Origin of the sequence: Burkholderia sp. Bp8991 (assembly GCF_003853795.1) — a bacterium.
Taxonomy (GTDB): Bacteria; Pseudomonadota; Gammaproteobacteria; order Burkholderiales; family Burkholderiaceae; genus Burkholderia.
This window is the reverse complement of the sequence record NZ_QTQJ01000020.1, coordinates 135975-151949: the sequence shown is the minus strand read 5'-3', so window position 1 is coordinate 151949 and position 15975 is coordinate 135975. Positions and strand designations below refer to the sequence as shown.

At 66.6% G+C, this 15975-nt stretch carries 15 protein-coding genes; 5 read left to right on the top strand and 10 right to left on the bottom strand.

Annotation, left to right across the window (positions count from 1 at the left end):
• Positions 1 to 1123: ISNCY family transposase (locus tag DIE02_RS22795; protein ID WP_124529785.1), on the top strand; the 1123-nt coding region annotated here is incomplete at its 5' end.
• 253 nt (positions 1124 to 1376) lie between these two features.
• On the opposite strand, the gene DIE02_RS22790 is transcribed toward DIE02_RS22795, so the two are convergent.
• From DIE02_RS22790 to DIE02_RS22780, 3 genes are all read right to left on the bottom strand, one after another.
• A complete protein-coding gene (locus tag DIE02_RS22790) occupies positions 1377 to 1973 on the bottom strand; it encodes a plasmid pRiA4b ORF-3 family protein (protein WP_124484802.1) in 597 nt (198 codons plus the stop codon).
• Positions 1974 to 2112: 139 nt separating this feature from the next.
• Positions 2113 to 3453, bottom strand: coding sequence for an APC family permease (locus tag DIE02_RS22785; RefSeq protein ID WP_124484801.1), 1341 nt, complete (start codon positions 3451 to 3453; stop codon positions 2113 to 2115).
• Positions 3454 to 3580: 127 nt separating this feature from the next.
• Positions 3581 to 4426, bottom strand: a complete 846-nt coding sequence (locus tag DIE02_RS22780) for a carbon-nitrogen hydrolase family protein (protein WP_124484800.1) — start codon at positions 4424 to 4426, stop codon at positions 3581 to 3583.
• A 178-nt stretch (positions 4427 to 4604) separates the two neighbouring features.
• Here DIE02_RS22780 and DIE02_RS22775 point away from each other — a divergent pair, with 178 nt between their 5' ends.
• Positions 4605 to 5423: a response regulator transcription factor gene (locus DIE02_RS22775; RefSeq protein ID WP_124484799.1), complete on the top strand. Its 819-nt coding sequence runs from the start codon at positions 4605 to 4607 to the stop codon at positions 5421 to 5423.
• A gap of 272 nt (positions 5424 to 5695) precedes the next feature.
• Here the strand turns inward: DIE02_RS22775 and DIE02_RS22770 are convergent, their stop codons facing one another.
• From DIE02_RS22770 to DIE02_RS22755, 4 genes are all read right to left on the bottom strand, one after another.
• Positions 5696 to 7183, bottom strand: coding sequence for an MFS transporter (locus tag DIE02_RS22770; protein ID WP_124484798.1), 1488 nt, complete (start codon positions 7181 to 7183; stop codon positions 5696 to 5698).
• Positions 7184 to 7265: 82 nt separating this feature from the next.
• Positions 7266 to 8285, bottom strand: coding sequence for a cyclase family protein (locus DIE02_RS22765; RefSeq protein WP_124484797.1), 1020 nt, complete (start codon positions 8283 to 8285; stop codon positions 7266 to 7268).
• 66 nt (positions 8286 to 8351) lie between these two features.
• A complete protein-coding gene (locus DIE02_RS22760; RefSeq protein ID WP_124484796.1) occupies positions 8352 to 9632 on the bottom strand; it encodes a CaiB/BaiF CoA-transferase family protein in 1281 nt (426 codons plus the stop codon).
• Positions 9633 to 9705: 73 nt separating this feature from the next.
• A complete protein-coding gene (locus DIE02_RS22755) occupies positions 9706 to 10470 on the bottom strand; it encodes an IclR family transcriptional regulator (protein ID WP_185702647.1) in 765 nt (254 codons plus the stop codon).
• Between the two features lie 228 nt (positions 10471 to 10698).
• Between DIE02_RS22755 and DIE02_RS22750 the strand changes: the two genes are divergently transcribed.
• From DIE02_RS22750 to DIE02_RS22740, 3 genes are all read left to right on the top strand, one after another.
• Positions 10699 to 11601 carry a CoA ester lyase gene (locus DIE02_RS22750; protein ID WP_124484795.1) on the top strand — a complete coding sequence of 301 codons (903 nt, stop codon included), beginning with the start codon at positions 10699 to 10701 and terminating at the stop codon, positions 11599 to 11601.
• A gap of 183 nt (positions 11602 to 11784) precedes the next feature.
• Positions 11785 to 12867 (top strand): porin, encoded by a 1083-nt coding sequence (locus DIE02_RS22745; protein ID WP_124529783.1) that lies wholly within the window; start codon positions 11785 to 11787, stop codon positions 12865 to 12867.
• 45 nt (positions 12868 to 12912) lie between these two features.
• Positions 12913 to 14373, top strand: a complete 1461-nt coding sequence (locus DIE02_RS22740) for an MmgE/PrpD family protein (RefSeq protein ID WP_124484793.1) — start codon at positions 12913 to 12915, stop codon at positions 14371 to 14373.
• On the opposite strand, the gene DIE02_RS35615 is transcribed toward DIE02_RS22740, so the two are convergent.
• The 3 genes from DIE02_RS35615 to DIE02_RS22725 all read right to left on the bottom strand — a co-directional run bounded on the left by DIE02_RS35615 (position 14307) and on the right by DIE02_RS22725 (position 15965).
• Positions 14307 to 14528, bottom strand: a complete 222-nt coding sequence (locus DIE02_RS35615; RefSeq protein ID WP_185500288.1) for a hypothetical protein — start codon at positions 14526 to 14528, stop codon at positions 14307 to 14309. The two genes, DIE02_RS22740 and DIE02_RS35615, sit on opposite strands and share 67 nt — an antisense overlap.
• A 94-nt stretch (positions 14529 to 14622) precedes the next feature.
• A complete protein-coding gene (locus tag DIE02_RS22730; RefSeq protein WP_124484792.1) occupies positions 14623 to 15285 on the bottom strand; it encodes an amino acid ABC transporter permease in 663 nt (220 codons plus the stop codon).
• A gap of 29 nt (positions 15286 to 15314) precedes the next feature.
• Positions 15315 to 15965 (bottom strand): amino acid ABC transporter permease, encoded by a 651-nt coding sequence (locus DIE02_RS22725; RefSeq protein ID WP_124484791.1) that lies wholly within the window; start codon positions 15963 to 15965, stop codon positions 15315 to 15317.
• Between the last annotated feature and the right edge of the window lie 10 nt (positions 15966 to 15975).

The window sequence follows — 15975 nt, the reverse complement described above, 5'->3', positions numbered from 1 at the left end:
GGTGCCGCGCCGGCAGCGGCCGCCGAAGGTCTACCAGCCACGGGCACGACGCGCGTGCCTGGGCGAACTGATCCAGATCGACGGTAGCGACCACCGCTGGTTCGAGGATCGGGCGCCAGCCTGCACGCTGCTGGTATACGTGGACGATGCGACGAGCCGGTTGATGATGCTGCATTTCACGGCGACCGAGTCGACCTTCAGCTACTTCGAGGCGACGCGCGCGTATCTGGAGCGTCACGGCAAGCCGATGGCGTTGTACAGCGACAAGTACAGCGTGTTTCGCAACGTCAACCCGGGCACGACTGGCAATCGGGTGACGCATTTCGGCCGCGCGATGTACGAGCTGAACATCGACACGTTTTGCGCAAACAGCAGCCCGGCCAAGGGGCGGGTCGAGCGTGCGCACCTGACGCTGCAGGACCGGCTGGTCAAGGAACTGCGGCTGCGCGGGATCAGCACGGTGGCCGAGGCGAACGCCTATGCACCCTCCTTCATGGCGGCCTACAACGCACGTTTCGCGAAGCCACCGAAGAGCAGTTTCGACGCTCATCGGCCACTGCGGGACGACGAGAGCCTTGAGTTGACGCTTACGTGGCGCGAACTGCGGAAAGTGACGAAGTCGCTGACGGTGCAGTACGACCGGGTGATGTACCTGCTGGACGACACCCCAGAGAACCGGAAGCTGATTCACCGCTACATCGACGTGTGGGAGTACCCGGACGGGCGCATCGAGCTCCGGACGGAGGGTCAGGTGTTGCCCTGCAGGCAGTACGATCGGCTCGCCGAGATCGATCAAGCCGCAGTCGTCGAACACAAGCGCCTGAGTCACGTATTGCAGGTCGCTCAGGCGATTCAGGCGCAACGCGATAACAGCCGCATCGGTAAAGCCCCATCCCGAACAAACCGGGGCGATTCGACCAAGACCGATCGAAACAAACCTCAGCCGGGCAAGAAGAAGCAGCGCGAGTTCGTGCAGGCGGACGTCGAGCAAGTGATTGTGGATTTGGCTGAGCACAGGCAGGCGCAACCGCAACCCCGCAAACCTGGCCGTCGGTCTGCAAGGGACAGTGGATCCGACGCAAGCGCCCTGCCCGTTCAGACGCCCGCCTTCGACACGGCGTAACGAATAAACCAGGACAAACAGGCAGCGAAACCAACCCTAACCCCAACCTCAAAACCGGACATTTCTATTTAGCTGGCGCCACGACATCTTGAAATGGCTACGACACTGGTGCATTTGGCGGTGTTGCGTCCCGCGCCGAAGATCAGCCGCTTCAGCGCAACACTAAGGTTCTATCGGCATACTGCGGTCTCGTTAGAGTCATGAAGTCCATCAGCTCGTCTTCATGCCGTCCAGAGTCTTGACGCAGTTTGAGTTACCGATTGCCCCAACGGTTGGAAGCCATGCGCAACAGCGCTGCATTGGCAGCGCGCAAATCGAACAATTCCGCGTCGAAGCCGGACCCGATCCAGTTTCGGTAACGCTCTGCCTTTTCACTGTCCGGATCGTTGGATAGCGTATTCAGGAACGCCTCATAGCCGGATGGACCGCCAACGTCCTCCGGCGGACAAGCACGGGCGCCGCCAATGACTTGGGCTTCTCCCCAAGGTTGGCCCTCGATCGTTTCCATCTTCTCGACGACGACGCTGTGATTCCAGCCGTCCCCGAAGTCGTATCGGTAAACGAAGCGCGAACCTGGCTTCAGGACCGCCTGCAGACGAACCTTTCGGTCATCTGCAGTCGTGCCCGAGTCAGCAAAGTCCACCACATCATCGATCTCGAACATGGCGTAGGTCATGCCATCGATCAGGAAGTCGTGAAGATGCGTGTCTTCCCATCCGAAAGCTGCTTGCAGAATGTGATGCAGCTTGCGCAGCGATTCAGTTCCTTCGACTTCGATCTGACGCCAGACGGGCGGATCGATGTGCTGAAGCGCCACTTTGAGGGTGAAGCGCGGGAACGATTTCGGCATTCGATCTCCTCAGAACGCGAACCTGCACTATTATTGCCTCGCAATGGTCACCTGAAGCAAGCACTGTAGGATCGCCGACGCTGGAAGGGACGCGAAGCATCCGCGCATAGCAACCGCACTGCAGCCCGCCTCACCTCGATCAAATCGCCACTTCCGGCGGCGCCTGACGAAACAGCCGCGTAATCCAGCACAGATATACCAGCCCGAGCACGAACCACGCGATGCCGAGGACCAGTGCCGCCTTCTCGAGACTCACGAGCAGCCAGATATCGGACACCGCGCCGATCACCGGGAACACGAGCCCGCCGAACACCCCGATCCGGCGCTCGCCATGATTGCCCGACAGATACAGGCGAATCACGCACAGATTGACGGCCGTAAAGGCAAGGAACGCGCCGAAGTTGATGAACGACGTCGACGTGGCGACGTCCAGCTTCAGCGCGATCAGGCCGACCACGCCCGCCAGCGCGATGTTGATCGCCGGTGTCTTGAAGCGCGGGTGAATGAATCCGAATACGCGTTTCGGCAGGATTTCGTCGCGACCCATCGCATAGAGCAGCCGGCCGACGCTCGCTTGCGCGGAAATCCCCGACGCGAATTGGGCGAGGATCAGACCCGCGAGGAATACGGTGACGAACACATCGCCGCCGATCATCTTCGCGACCTCGAACGCGGCTGAATCCGTGTCCTTGAATTCGACGCCCGGGTGCGCGAGCTGCATCGTGTATGCCGCTATCACGAAGATCGCCCCACCGATCAGCGCAATCAGCAAGATCGCACGCGGCATGTTCTTTTTCGGCTCGATCGTTTCCTCGGTCAGCGTCGACACCGCGTCGAAGCCGAGGTACGAATACGCAGCGATCGCGGCGCCCGCCATCGTCGCGCCGAACGGCACGTGCGGCTTGAAGAACGGCTCCGCCATCGCGATGCCGCCCGGCCCGGCCGCGGCTGACGCGTAGTGCCAGCACAGCGCCACGAACATCACGACGATCGCGAGCTGCACGATCATCAGCACGATATTGAAGCGCGCAGCCAGTTCGATACCGACGATGTTCAAGCCGCTCGTCAATACGATGAACGCGACGATCCAGATCCAGGTCGGCACATGTGGAAAGGCGGCGTTCAGATATGCAGCGCCGATCAACCAGATCACCATCGGCAGGAAGAAATAGTCGAGCAGCGTCGCCCAGCCGATCATGAAGCCGAGGTGCGGGTTGAACGTCTTGCGCGTGTACGTATAGGCTGAACCTGCAGTCGGATAGAGCCTGGCGAGCTTGCCGTAGCTGAGCGCGGTGAACGCGATGGCGATCAGCGCAAGCAGATAGGCGAGCGCGGCCGTGTCGTCGCTGGCCTTGGCGAGCACGCCGTAGGTACCGTAGACGATCAGCGGCGCCATATAGGCGAGGCCGAACAGCAGCACGGACGGCAGGCCGAGCGTGCGCTTCAGGCTCGGCGATTCATGGGATGACGACGCTTGCATGTTATCTCCTGGACCTTCGGGGCCGATGCGAATGCCTGTGTGCCTTCGGCCGACATTTCGATTGAACGGGCACGCCCGGGCGACGCATGACGCCCGCGCGATGCCGTGAACGGACTGCGAAACCGGATTATTCGCCGCGCTGACCACGCGCTTCGATCATGAATGCGCGATGGCCGTCCGACTGCTCGAGCGGCGCGAGATCAAGCGCCACGCGTGTGTCGTGCAGGTAGTTGTAGTGTTCGCGGCTCGCTTCGAGACGCGTGAGATCGAGGTTCGCCTGCACGACCGCCTCGTCCCTGCCCAGTTCCAGCGCGGTTTCGCCGAACGGATCGACGAGCGCGGAAAGGCCTGCGAACGTCAGATTGTCGTCGCCGGCCCCGCAACGGTTCACCATCACCGCGAACATCTGGTTTTCCATCGCGCGTGCCGCGATCGCGCGGCGATGCACCGGGCCGAACGGGTCCATGTTGCCGTTCGTGACGATCAGCAGATCGGCATCGAGCGCGCCGACGGCTCGCGCCGTTTCGGGAAATTCGATGTCGTAGCAGATCAGCAGACCGACCGTCAGGCCGTTCCAGATGCACGTCGCGAAGCGGTCACCCGGCGTGAAGACACCGACATCCGATGCCCACAGATGCGTCTTGCGATAGCGCAGCACAATGTCGCCCTGCTCGTCGACAAGTACCGTGGTGTTGTAAAACCGGTTGCCGTCGCGCTCGGCGAGGCCCGCGGCGACAGCGACGCCCTTTTGTCGTGCCGCGTCGCGTACCGCGGATAATCCGGGGCCATCGAGCGTCTGTGCGACTTCGGCGACATTGTCGCGGGTCGGAAAGCCCGACAACGTCGTCTCGGGGAACACGATCAGTTTCGTGCCGCCTGCCACGTCGACGCGCCCGATCGTGTCGATCACCTTGCGCGTGTTGTGCGCGACGTCGCCGTCGATCAGCGAGAGTTGCGCGAGTTCTACCTGCATGAAAACCGTCTCCTTCCAATAGCCTTTCATCGGCGCGTCGTCTGCCCTGCCCTTCTGATACGACGCGCGGTCGAGCGAAACAGGCCGTGTACCCCTGCCTGTCGAAGCGAGGCCGATTATCGGGTTATTATTTTTGACCTGAAATTCCCCGCCAGGGTTACCCTCACCGGAGCACACGATGGACTTCGAATGGCGAGATCTCGCTTTTCATCGGGAGATTGGCTCGGCCATCGACGCCCTCGATGGCCCGCATTTCTGGGCACGCCTCACGCGTGTGCTCGAGCGGCATCTCGAGTTCGACAACTGGGTCGCGCTGCGTTTCGCGCGCGCCGCGCCGCCTCTCGTGCTTGCCGAGCAGGCCATGCCCGACGGCAAGATCGACCTGATGTTTCAGGACTATCTGGCCGCCCTCTATCAACTCGATCCGTTCTATCTCGCCGCGTTCGAAACGCAGGCGTCGGGCTTCTACACGCTCGCCGACGTCGCGCCGGACAATTTCCGGATGACCGAGTACTACCAGCGGTACTTCAGGAAAAACATCGTCGGCGACGAAGTGCATTTCAACGTCATGATCGATCGCGATCACACATTGGGCTTTTCGCTCGGCAAGACGAGCAAGTACGACGATCGCGAGATTGCGTTGCTCACGCTGTACACGCCCTGGGTCCTGTCGTTGATGCAGCAGCGCTTGCGCTTCGAGACGTTCGCGATCAAGGATGCGCCGCGCGTGACCGAAGGCGAAGCGCCCGACCCGCAGGCGCGCTTCGGGATGCTGACCGGAAAGAGCGGGCGCGGCGCGTTGACCACGCGCGAAATCGAAGTCGCGATGCTGTCATTGAGCGGATTTTCGTCACGCGCGATCGGGGAAAAGCTGTCGATTTCGTTCGAGACCGTGCGTGCGCACAAGAAGCACATTTACGCGAAGCTGGGTGTCGGATCGCAATCCGAATTGTTCGCGATGTTCTACGATCGGGGCAGATCCGGCGAATCTGCGTGATTCGCGTCTCGGTGTCACGGCACGAATACCGGCAGGCGCGCTGCCGCTTCAGGCTTCGCCGGTGAGCATGGAATCACGTGCATCCAGATTGAGCCGGAGATTCGTGATGGACGCGAATTCCGGCTCCCGGGATAAGTGGCATTGCCTTGCGATGCGTTTTTGAACCGGGCAATCCTGTCACGACGCGGCGACGCTCGATCGACTACGCCGACGGTGTCTGCCGTCTTGAAACCGTTCGAATCCGCGCCTTGCCCCCGTTGCTGCCGGTGCCGTTACACCGCCCCATCCCCGGCTCCTTTATGCCGCCCATCGACACGCCGAGTCGGCAATGCGGCGAGCCCGCGCACCGCCGCCGCGTTCTCGGCGCCATCGTCGCTGCGGCCGGTGATCTCGTCCAGCGCCCGGTTGTTGGTGTACGGCCCGAACACACCGATCGACACCATCACGATCAGCATGCTGCCGCCGATCAGCACGAACACTGCGGACACCCCGGCGCGCTCGAGCAGCAGCGCGACGATGAAACTGCTCGCGATTCCGGTCAGGCGGCCGATCGAATGCACGAAGCCGAGCGCGCGCCCGCGGATCTCGGTCGGAAACACTTCCGACTGGTACGCGGTGCCGTTGCTCGCGAGCACCGTGTTGGACAGCGTGACGAACAGGCCGAACGCGATCACGAATGGTGCCTGCGCCGACATCGCGAACGCGGTGCCGAACAGCGCGACGCCGAACGCCGACGCGACGATCAGCCACTTGCGCTCGATGCGGTCAGCGAGCACGCCGGCAACGAACGGCGACACCGGATACGCGAACGCGATCACGAACGCATACCAGAGGCTCTTCGTGACGCTCGCGCCCTGCGCGGCCAGCAGCGTCGGCAGCCACTGGCTGAAGCCGAAGAAGCCGATGCTCAGGAACGCGTTGAATACGATCAGCATCGCCGTGCGGCCGCGATGCCGCGCATCCCACATCGACGGCGCGCGCCGCGCGGCCGGCGTTGCGACGGCCGGCATCCGGACAGCGGGCAGCGGCCGGCCGGATTCCCGCTCGACCGCCTGCTCGAGCCGCTGGAGCACGGCTTCGGCGTCGGCCTCGCGGCCGGTGCTGGCAAGCCAGCGCGGCGACTCCGGCAGCCGCGACTGCAGCCACCAGACGACGACCGCGCCGCTGCCGCCGAGCAGCACGACCCAGCGCCACCCGGACACCCCGAGCGGATCGCGCGGCACCCATAGCCACGACACCAGCGCGAGCACCGGCATCGCGAGATAGCCGATCGCGAAGCACAGCGCGAACGCACGCCCGCGCACTGCTTTCGGCACCAGCTCGGTCAGGAACGCGCCGATCGTGATCAGCTCCGCACCGATGCCGCAGCCCGCGACGAAGCGGCACACGAGAATGGCGAGCGCGTGCGTCTGCACGCACATCGCAAGGCTTGCCGCCGTGTAGAGCAGCAGCGCACCGGTGAACAGCGCGCGCCGTCCGATGCGGTCCGCGAGGCGCGACACGAACATCTCGCCGACAAACAGCCCGGCGAACGTCGCCGCGCCGAGTGCGCCCTGGTCCGACATGCCGAGCACGCCGTGCGAGCCCGCGTGAAAGATGCCGTCGCGGATCAGCCCGGGCGGCAGGTAGGTCATCTGGAACAGGTCGTAGATCTCGAAAAAACCGCCGACGCTCAGGAACATCACGAGCGTCCAGATGCTGGCCGTCGCGGGCAGGCGGTCGATGCGCGCGGCGATCGACGCCGCATGGGAATGGGACATGGCGATTCCTCGGTGATCCGCCCGCGCGGTCTGCGCGAAGCGGCGGACAGGGCGCCGGCGCGGGTGCGCGCGGCGCCGGCGTTCATACGGTGGCGACCGGATTGACCGGCGACCCGACGAGCCCGCGCAGGTGCAGCGGCGGCGCGGTCAGCAGGAAGCGGTTGCGCCGATGCGCGCGCAGCCAGTCGGCGAGCGGCGTCAGATGCCACAGCTCGCCGAGATGGATGCCGAGCTTGAACAGGCACAGCTCGTGCAGCGGCATCAGCGCGCCGGGCCGCTCGCGCGCCGACGCATGGCGCGGGCGCTCCTCGACCGCATGGTTGTCCGCCGCGAGCGCGGCGAGCCCCGATGCGTCGACCCATTCGAGCAGGCGCGGATCGTTGCCGTCGAGCACGCAGCACACGTCCGGCGCGGCGGGCTCGCCGAGCGCGTCGGCTTCGATCAGGCGATCGGCGAAGCCCGTATGCACGCATACGATGTCGCCGCGCTCGACGACCACATCGTCCGCGCGCAGTACCGACATCCATTCCGCGTAGCCGATCTTGCGCCGCTCGTCGCCGAAGTGGCGGCGCAGGTCGACCATCACGCCGCGCCCCTGCACGCCGGTTTGCGCCATCACCTCGATGCCGAGCGCGCGCGCACCGCCGCGCGGCGCACCCGCTTCGGGCACCCGGATGTGCTCGTCCATCCGGTAGCCGTTGTAGAACACGCGGGCGCGCTCGCCGTTGCCCGCGGGATCGAACAGCGAGCCGACGTGCGACAGTGCATCCCACTGCGTCGAGAACTGCGAGTGCATGCAGAACGAATCGTCGCAAACCACATCGGTTGCGTTGGCAACCTGTTCGTCAGCCCGATAGCCGAAGTACGGCTTGTCGCCGTGCAGCGCCGGCATGATCGCCGGCGGCCGGCGCCGCGCGTTCAGCCCGCCTCCGCGCGGCACGTCGAGCGGCAGGCTCAGCGAGAACACGCGGCCTTCACGCACCTCCGCGACGCCGCGCAGCACCGCGTCGGGCGTCAGCCAGTTCAAGCGCCCTTTCTGATCGTCAGGGCCGAAATCCCCCCAGTTCGAGCCGGGCGGCCGATGGGTCCAGCGTGGCTTCATGGTGTCTCCTCCATGCAATGTCCAGGGTGCGGCGGCCGTCGTTCGCGGCCGCCTCGCACGGCGCGCCTAGCGCGTGCGGATCACGCCCAGCCCGGCGAGCCGCTCGTATTCGCGTTCGCCGAGCAGCGGCAGCAGGATCTCGCGATTGTTCTCGCCGAGTGCTGGTGCAGGCCGGCGGAACGCGCCGGGCGTGGCCGACAGGCGCGGCGTGATGTTGTGCATCGGCAGGCTGCCGACGTCGTCGTCCGGCAGCTCGACGAGCGCCTCGCGCTCGATCACGTAGTGATCCTGAACGATCTGCGCGATGTCCTGGATCGGCCCGACCGTCACGCCGGCTTCCTCGAAGAACGCGAGATTGGCGTCGAGATCGCGCACGGCGATGAATTCGCCGACGATCGCATCGAGCGCCTCCGCGTGCTGCACGCGCTGCACGTTGGTCGCGTAGCGCGGATCGTCGATCAGGTCCGCTCGGCCGATCGCGCGGAACAGCCGCTCGGCCATCGCCTGCGTCGAGCTCGACAGGCACAGCCACTTGCCGTCGCGCGTGCGATACGCGTTGCGCGGCGCGGTGTTCGACGAGCGGCTGCCGGTGCGCGCCTTGATCTCGCCGGTCATCACGTAGTTCGCTGCAGCCGGCCCGAGGATCGACAGCAGCGGCTCGAACAGCGACACGTCGATCACCTGCCCCGCCGCGCCGTGCGCGGCGCGCGCATGCAGCGCGACCAGCACGGCGATCGCGCCGGACAACCCGGCCGTCATGTCGCCGAGGAACATCGGCGGCAACACCGGCTCGCGATCGGCGAAGCCGTTGATCGCCGCGAACCCCGCATACCCTTCCGCGAGCGTGCCGAAGCCCGGCTTGTGGCGGTACGGCCCCGTCTGCCCCCAGCCGGAGATCCGCGCGATCACCAGCTCGGGACGGATCGCGAGCAGGTCGTCCGGGCCGAGCCCCATCTTCTCGGCGACGCCGGGCTTGAAGCTCTCGACGAACACGTCCGCGTCGCGCACCAGCCGGCGGACGATGTCGATCCCCTCGGGCGCGCGCAGGTCGACGCACACGCTGCGCTTGTTGCGTCCGTACACCTTCCAGTTCGTGCTGATCCCGCCCGCGCCGACCGCGCGCAGCGTATCGCCGCGCTCGCTCTCGACCTTGACGACATCCGCCCCGAAATCGGCGAGCTGCACGCTCAGCATGTTGCCCGCCATCAGGCGCGACAGATCGACGACGCGCACGCCCGCGAGCGGCCCCCGCGCGCCGGCGTCGAACGGTTTCGGATGGATCGGGCCGGTGGACGCGCGACGGCGCGCGCCGGCCGCGTGAGCGGCCTGCGGGTCGGGAACGAACATGCTGGTCTCCTGGTTGGTGGGTGAGTCGTTCGATGCGGACTTCGAAGTGCGCGCGCTCGGCCGCGCGCCGGCGCTACTCGAGCAGCGCGCCGAGCTGGTCGGCTGCGCGAAACGCCGCGCCCGCGGCGGGCAGATCGCCGCCCAGCGCACGCGTCAGCTCGGCGGCGGCCGCCTGCACGCGCGGCAGGTAGTCGGCCAGCACCTTCTTGTTGAAGCGATAGCGCGGCACGCCGAGCGAGACCGCGCCGCTCAGCACGCGTCCGACGCCGAACGCCGGGCACGCGATCGCCGCGCTTTCCGGGTCGCGCTCGGCGATCGATACCGCGTAGCCCTGCTCGGCCGTCTTCTCGTAGTCGCCGCCGCGCGTGCCGCTGAACGCGAGCAGCACGCGCCCGGCCGCGCCGACGTCGAGCGGAAAGCGGTCGCCTTCGCGCAGGTGCGTGCGCACCGAGCGCTGCGCCTGGATGCGGAACAGGCACACACGCTGATCCCCTTCGCGCACGTAGAACGCGGCCGTCTCACCGGTTTCCGCCGACAGCGTCGACAGGATCGGCATCACGTACTCGCGAAGCTGAAACGACTCGCGATACATCATCCCGAGCTGGAACACGGCGGGCCCCAGCACGTAGCGCCCATCCGGCAGGCGCTTGATGAAGCGGAACTGCTCGAGCGACTCGAACATCCGCAACAGCGTGCTCATGTTGAGCCCCGTTTCCTCGCTGACCTGCGCGAGCATCAGCCCGCCGGGCGCGTTGCCGAACGCCAGCAGCGCGGTCAGCGCGCGGTTGACCGCGGCCACGCCGCCCTCTGCGGGATTGCTTGTCTCCATCTTGCTCATGTCCACCTCGTGCGATGCCGGCAGAGTCGTGCTGCGACGGCCGGCATCTAAAAATGAAAGTTGCTTTCATTATACGCAGATCGTCGACGACAGCAACATGAATCAACACAGATTCACTCGCTCGTCATTTCTGAAAATCCCCTTGAAAACTAGGCGTTAACGATAATCTTGACGAATGCCAGCATCCGCCACAAAAATGAAAGCGACTTTCATTTTCGTGGATCATCGATGGAATTCTCGTCTCAACCGGTCTGGCGCTCGCTGCTGTACGTCCCCGCCCACGTCCCCCGTTTCGTCGCTTCGGCTGCCGCGAGCGACGCCGACGCCCTGATCCTCGATCTCGAGGACAGCGTCCCGCCAGCATGCAAGGAGGCCGCCCGCGACGGGCTGGCCGATGCCGTGCCGGCGTTGCGCGCGCCGGGCCGCGACGTGCTGGTGCGCGCCAACGGCCCGCTCGACCTGCTGGTGCCCGACCTGCGCGCGGCCGTCCGGGCCGGCGTGGACGGCGTCGTGCTGCCGAAGGTGCGCGGCGGCTCGCACGTCGAGGCGATCGACGAACTGCTGGCCGCGCTCGAAGAGGAAAGCGGCGCGCAGCCGGGCCGCACGCGGATCGTCGCGATCGTCGAAACGCCGCGCGCGTTCCAGGCGATGGACCGGATCGCGCAGGCATCGCCGCGCGTCGTCGCGATGATGCTGGGCGGCGGCGACTTCGCGCTGAACTGCGAAAGCGCCGCGAGCGCCGACGTGCTGCGCGTGCCGAAGCAACTGCTGATCATCGCCGCGCGCGCCGCCGGCGTCCTGCCGCTCGGCCTCATCGGCGGCCTCGACGAGCTACGCGATCTCGACGCGTTCGAGCGCGTCGCGCGCGCGTCCGCGGAGCTCGGCTATGCGGGCGCGACCTGCATCCATCCGCTGCAGGTCGGCGCGCTCAACCGCGCGTTCCGTCCCGACGAAGACGCGGTGCGCGACGCGAATGCGGTGCTGGCCGCCTACGACGACGCGTGCGCGAACGGGCGCGGCGCGCTGCGCGTCGACGGCAGGATGGTCGACGCGCCCGGCGTCGCCCGCGCGAAGCGCGTGCTCGCGCGTCACGCGGCCGTGCAGGCGCGTGACGACGGCGCGCCCCGGTGATGCACGCGCCGCCCTGCATCGCCGTGCTTCACCCCGGCACATGCGCACGTCGCGCGTGCGTCCCGCCGCGACGCAGCCGGTTCGCCGCCCGGCCCGGATAGCGCCGCCCGCGGCACCGCCGCGCCGCTCGACCAGCGCGGCGCCGCAATCAAACAAACAACAAACCCTCGAAGGAGACTAGCCATGCGCAAGCGAATGTCCGCATTGTGCGGACTGGGCCTCGTATCGGCCGGCGCCTGCGCGCAAAGCACGATCACGCTGTACGGCGTGGCCGACATCTATACGGAATTCCTCACCCACCAGGCCGCGCCCGGCGACAAGTCGTCGGCATCGCTCGTGCGGATGGCGTCGGGCGGCAAGAGCGGCTCGCGCTGGGGCCTGAAGGGCGTCGAGGATCTCGGCGGCGGCTGGCAGGCCGCATTCCGGCTCGAAAGCGGCATCAACCTGAACAACGGTACCGGCACCGGCGCGGGCGGCTTCGACCGCTCCGCGTGGATCGGGCTGCAGCACGAGCGCTGGGGCACGCTGCGGCTCGGCCACCAGTATTCGACGCTGTTCGACGTCATGGAGCGCTATTCGCCGACGGGCGCGTACTCGACGCTGTACGAGCCGGCCGGCGCGATCGTCGGTGTCAACTTCCGCGAGAACAACGTCGCCAAGTACCTGGCGAAGATCGGCTCGCTGACGCTCGAAACGCACTATTCGTTCGGCGGCACGCCCGGCGCGTTCCAGTCGAATGCCGCTTACGGCGCCGGCTTCGATTATGCCGGCGCCGCATTCTCGTTCGCCGCCGCATTCGACAACGTCAACACGCCGCAGCCTGGCGGCTTCGCGCATTTTCGCCGCTACGCCGCCGCCGCGATCGTGTCCGTCGACCGCGCGCAGCTGCTGGCCGGCGTCACGCACGGACAAAGCGGCGTCGCCACGCGGTCGGTCGTGACGAACTACACGTTCTGGTGGGCCGGCGTGCGCTACATGATCACCCCTTACCTGCAGGCGCTCGGCGCGTTCTATTACGAGGACATCCGTGCGCAGAATCCGCCGGACGCGCAGGCGAGCGCACCGCACCCGGCCAACCCGCAGCAGGTCACGCTGCAGCTGAACTACTTGCTGTCGAAATCCGTCACGCTGTACCTCGCGGGCGGCTACGCGCGCCGCGCCGCGCTCGATTTCGACAACTACAACTACAACTTCCTCCACTACACGCTGGCCGCCGACCGCGCCGGCAGCGCGGGCGTGGCGCTCGGCCTGCGCAAGCTGTTCTGAGCCCGCCTCTCGCGCCCTTTCAGGAACCTTCGGAGTCTTCAAATCATGAACCGCCGCCACTTCCTTTCCACGCTGACCTGCGCCGCGCTCGCGCTACCACTCGCCCGTGCCCGCGCCGGCTCGCTGCCGGCGACCGCCGGCCGCCCCGATCTCGCGCAACAGCTCGCCGACTACGCGGCCGGGCTGCAGTATCGCGACCTCGACGCCGCGACGATCGAGACGATCAAGGCGCATCTGATCGACGCGCTCGGCTGCGCGATCGCCGCGCACGACGAACGCCCGGTGCGGATCGCGCGCGACGCGGCGCTCGCGTCGCCGGAGGGCGTGTCGACGATCGTCGGCACGAACCGACGCACGAGCCCCGATCTCGCCGCGTTCGCGACCGGCACCGCGCTGCGCTACTACGATTTCAACGACGCGTACGCCGGCAAGGAAACCGGCCATCCGAGCGACAACATGTCCGCGTGCCTCGCCGTCGCCGAAGCGCAGCATGCGAGCGGCCGCGACCTGATCCTGTCGATCGCGATCGCGTACGAGATCGCGTGCCGGCTGATGGATGCCGCCGCGATCAGCCCGCGCGGCTGGGACCACACGTGCTACAGCCTGCCCGCCGTCGCGCTCGCCGCCGGCAAGCTGATGCGCATGCCCGCGCCGCAACTGGTGCAGGCGGTCAACCTGTCGATCAACAGCCATCTCGCGCTGAACCAGACGCGCGTCCAGCAGCTGTCGAACTGGAAGGCGCTCGCCGATGCGGACGCGGCGCGCAACGCGGTGTTCTCGACGCAGCTCGCGCGCGCCGGGCTGACCGGCCCCGCGCCGATCTTCGAAGGCATGGCGGGGTTCTTTCCGCAGGTGTCCGGGCCGTTCGCCGTCGATACGCGCGAATTCGGCGGGCGCGACGGTGCGTTCCGGATCGGCAAGTGCTTCGTGAAGTTCTATCCCGCGCAAGGACTCACCCAAACCGCGATTCCGGCCGCGCTCGACGTCGCCGCGCAGGTCGGCGACCTGCGCCGCATCCGACGCATCGAGATCCACACCACCGCGGTCGGCTACGTGACGGCCGGCCGCGACCGCGAAAAATGGGCGCCGTCGACCCACGAGACCGCCGATCACAGCCTGCCGTACATCGTCGCGCGCGCGATGCTCGACGGTGACATCACGACCGAGAGCTACCGGCACGACGCGCTGCACGATCCGGCGCTGCGCGCGCTGATCGAGCGGGTCACGGTGCAGGAGGACCCGGCGCTGACCGCCCGCTATCCGGCGCAGGCGCCGAACCGGGTGACGGCCGTGTGCGAAGACGGCACGACCTGCGCGAAGCAGGTGGACGAGCTGCCCGGCTCGCCGACGCGGCCGATGCGGCGCGACGACTACGAGGCGAAGTTCGCGAAGAACTGCCGGCGGCACTGGAGCCCGACGCAGATCCGCGCGGCGCTCGATTACCTGTGGCGGCTCGACGAGCAGCCCGACGTCGCGACGCTGCCGCCGCTGCTCGTCGTAGGCTGAGCCGCGTGCCCCGCCCAGGCCTCCGCCACGACGCCATGCCGCTCGAGCACTTGCGCGACCTCGACGATGCGGCCGCGCAGCCACGCGTGCGCGTCGCTGCCGTCGTAGCGGCGGTGCCGGTACAGCGACCACGCGACGTGGCTCCATGGTGGCACGGGGATCGCCAGTCAAAACGAAATCGACCTCGCTTTCATCGGCGAGGTCGGTCATCCGTATTCAACCGGCGACTATGAGCCGCCGCGAACAGCATCAGGCGAGCCGGCGCGCGACGCGGCGCTCGACTGCGGTGCCGGCCCAGGTCGACATTTCGACCAGGAGCAGATAACAGACGGACAGCGCAAGCAATGTCTCGACGAAGGCAAAGCTCGCGGAGCCGATCCCGGTCAGCACGAACGTCAGCTCGGGAACCGTGACGATCGACAACACAGCGGTCTCTTTGCTCAGCACGATCGTCAGGTTGGTCAGCGCCGGCAGGATCAGTACCGTCATCTCCGGCAATTGCACACGAAAGGTCGTTTGCCACCATGTCATGCCGAGGCACGAAGCCGCTTCGACATGGCCGCGCGGCACCGCCTCGAAGCCGGAGCGGAACGCCTCGGTGAAATAGGCACCGGCATAGAGTGCGAGACCCACCACGCCCGCCGTCAACGGATCGAACGTCAGGCCGAACGACGGGCCGCCGTAATACAGCAAAAACAGTTGCACGAGAAACGGCGTGCCTCGGAACAGCTCGATATAAACGCGAATCGCCGCGCGTACATAGCGGCCGCACGCCTGCTGGGCAAGCGCGCAGCCAAAGCCGATCGCTGCACCCGCCAGCGTGCTCGCGACCCAGGCGCCCACCGTCGTCGCGAGCCCCGCGCCGATCTGCGGAAGGTTATTCGTGATCACATGGGGATTGAAAGTCAGCATCGAAAGCTCCGGCAAGGATTAGGGCCCGTTCATGCGGCCCGCAGGCGCCGCTCCGCACCGTGCGCGATCAACGCGAGCGCACCGCACAGCAGGAAATAGATCATGCCGGCCGCCACATACGCTTCGAGAGGCTGATACGTGCTGGCAGCGATGTTCTGCGCGGTGCGCGTGATTTCAGCCACGCCGACCACCGAGATCAACGACGATGCCTTGATCAGCAATACCATTTCGTTGACGAGCGACGGCAGCGTCATCCGCACCGCCTGCGGCACCTGGATCCGCCACAACCGATCCTTCGCCGACAGGCCCAGCATCGTCGCAGCCTCGATCTGGCCGCGCGGCAGGTTCACGAATCCGCCCCGCAGGATTTCCGCGATGTAGGACGCCGAGCACAGCGACACGGCGCTGACGGCGGCCGTCACCGGCGATACGTTGAGCCCGACGAACGGCAGGACGTAGTAGACGAGCAGCAACTGCACCAGCAGCGGCACACCGCGAAACACGCGTACGTATGCCCCCGCCGCGGCGCGGATCGCCGCTTGCGGCGCAAGACGGCCGCAGCAGATCACGAGACCGATGAAGAAGCCGAGCACCAGCCCCGCCGCCGAGACTTCGAGCGTCATCGACGCTGCGCGAAACAAGAGCGGCAAGCCGTCAATGAAGGTGGTCAGACTGAACATGGCGTTGCGC

Coding starts and splice junctions, on each gene's coding strand:
- DIE02_RS22790 (WP_124484802.1), bottom strand. CDS start 1,973: ATGCCGAAATCGTTCCCGCGCTTCACCCTCAAAGTGGCGCTTCAGCAC.
- DIE02_RS22785 (WP_124484801.1), bottom strand. CDS start 3,453: ATGCAAGCGTCGTCATCCCATGAATCGCCGAGCCTGAAGCGCACGCTC.
- DIE02_RS22780 (WP_124484800.1), bottom strand. CDS start 4,426: ATGCAGGTAGAACTCGCGCAACTCTCGCTGATCGACGGCGACGTCGCG.
- DIE02_RS22775 (WP_124484799.1), top strand. CDS start 4,605: ATGGACTTCGAATGGCGAGATCTCGCTTTTCATCGGGAGATTGGCTCG.
- DIE02_RS22770 (WP_124484798.1), bottom strand. CDS start 7,183: ATGTCCCATTCCCATGCGGCGTCGATCGCCGCGCGCATCGACCGCCTG.
- DIE02_RS22765 (WP_124484797.1), bottom strand. CDS start 8,285: ATGAAGCCACGCTGGACCCATCGGCCGCCCGGCTCGAACTGGGGGGAT.
- DIE02_RS22760 (WP_124484796.1), bottom strand. CDS start 9,632: ATGTTCGTTCCCGACCCGCAGGCCGCTCACGCGGCCGGCGCGCGCCGT.
- DIE02_RS22755 (WP_185702647.1), bottom strand. CDS start 10,470: ATGAGCAAGATGGAGACAAGCAATCCCGCAGAGGGCGGCGTGGCCGCG.
- DIE02_RS22750 (WP_124484795.1), top strand. CDS start 10,699: ATGGAATTCTCGTCTCAACCGGTCTGGCGCTCGCTGCTGTACGTCCCC.
- DIE02_RS22745 (WP_124529783.1), top strand. CDS start 11,785: ATGCGCAAGCGAATGTCCGCATTGTGCGGACTGGGCCTCGTATCGGCC.
- DIE02_RS22740 (WP_124484793.1), top strand. CDS start 12,913: ATGAACCGCCGCCACTTCCTTTCCACGCTGACCTGCGCCGCGCTCGCG.
- DIE02_RS22730 (WP_124484792.1), bottom strand. CDS start 15,285: ATGCTGACTTTCAATCCCCATGTGATCACGAATAACCTTCCGCAGATC.
- DIE02_RS22725 (WP_124484791.1), bottom strand. CDS start 15,965: ATGTTCAGTCTGACCACCTTCATTGACGGCTTGCCGCTCTTGTTTCGC.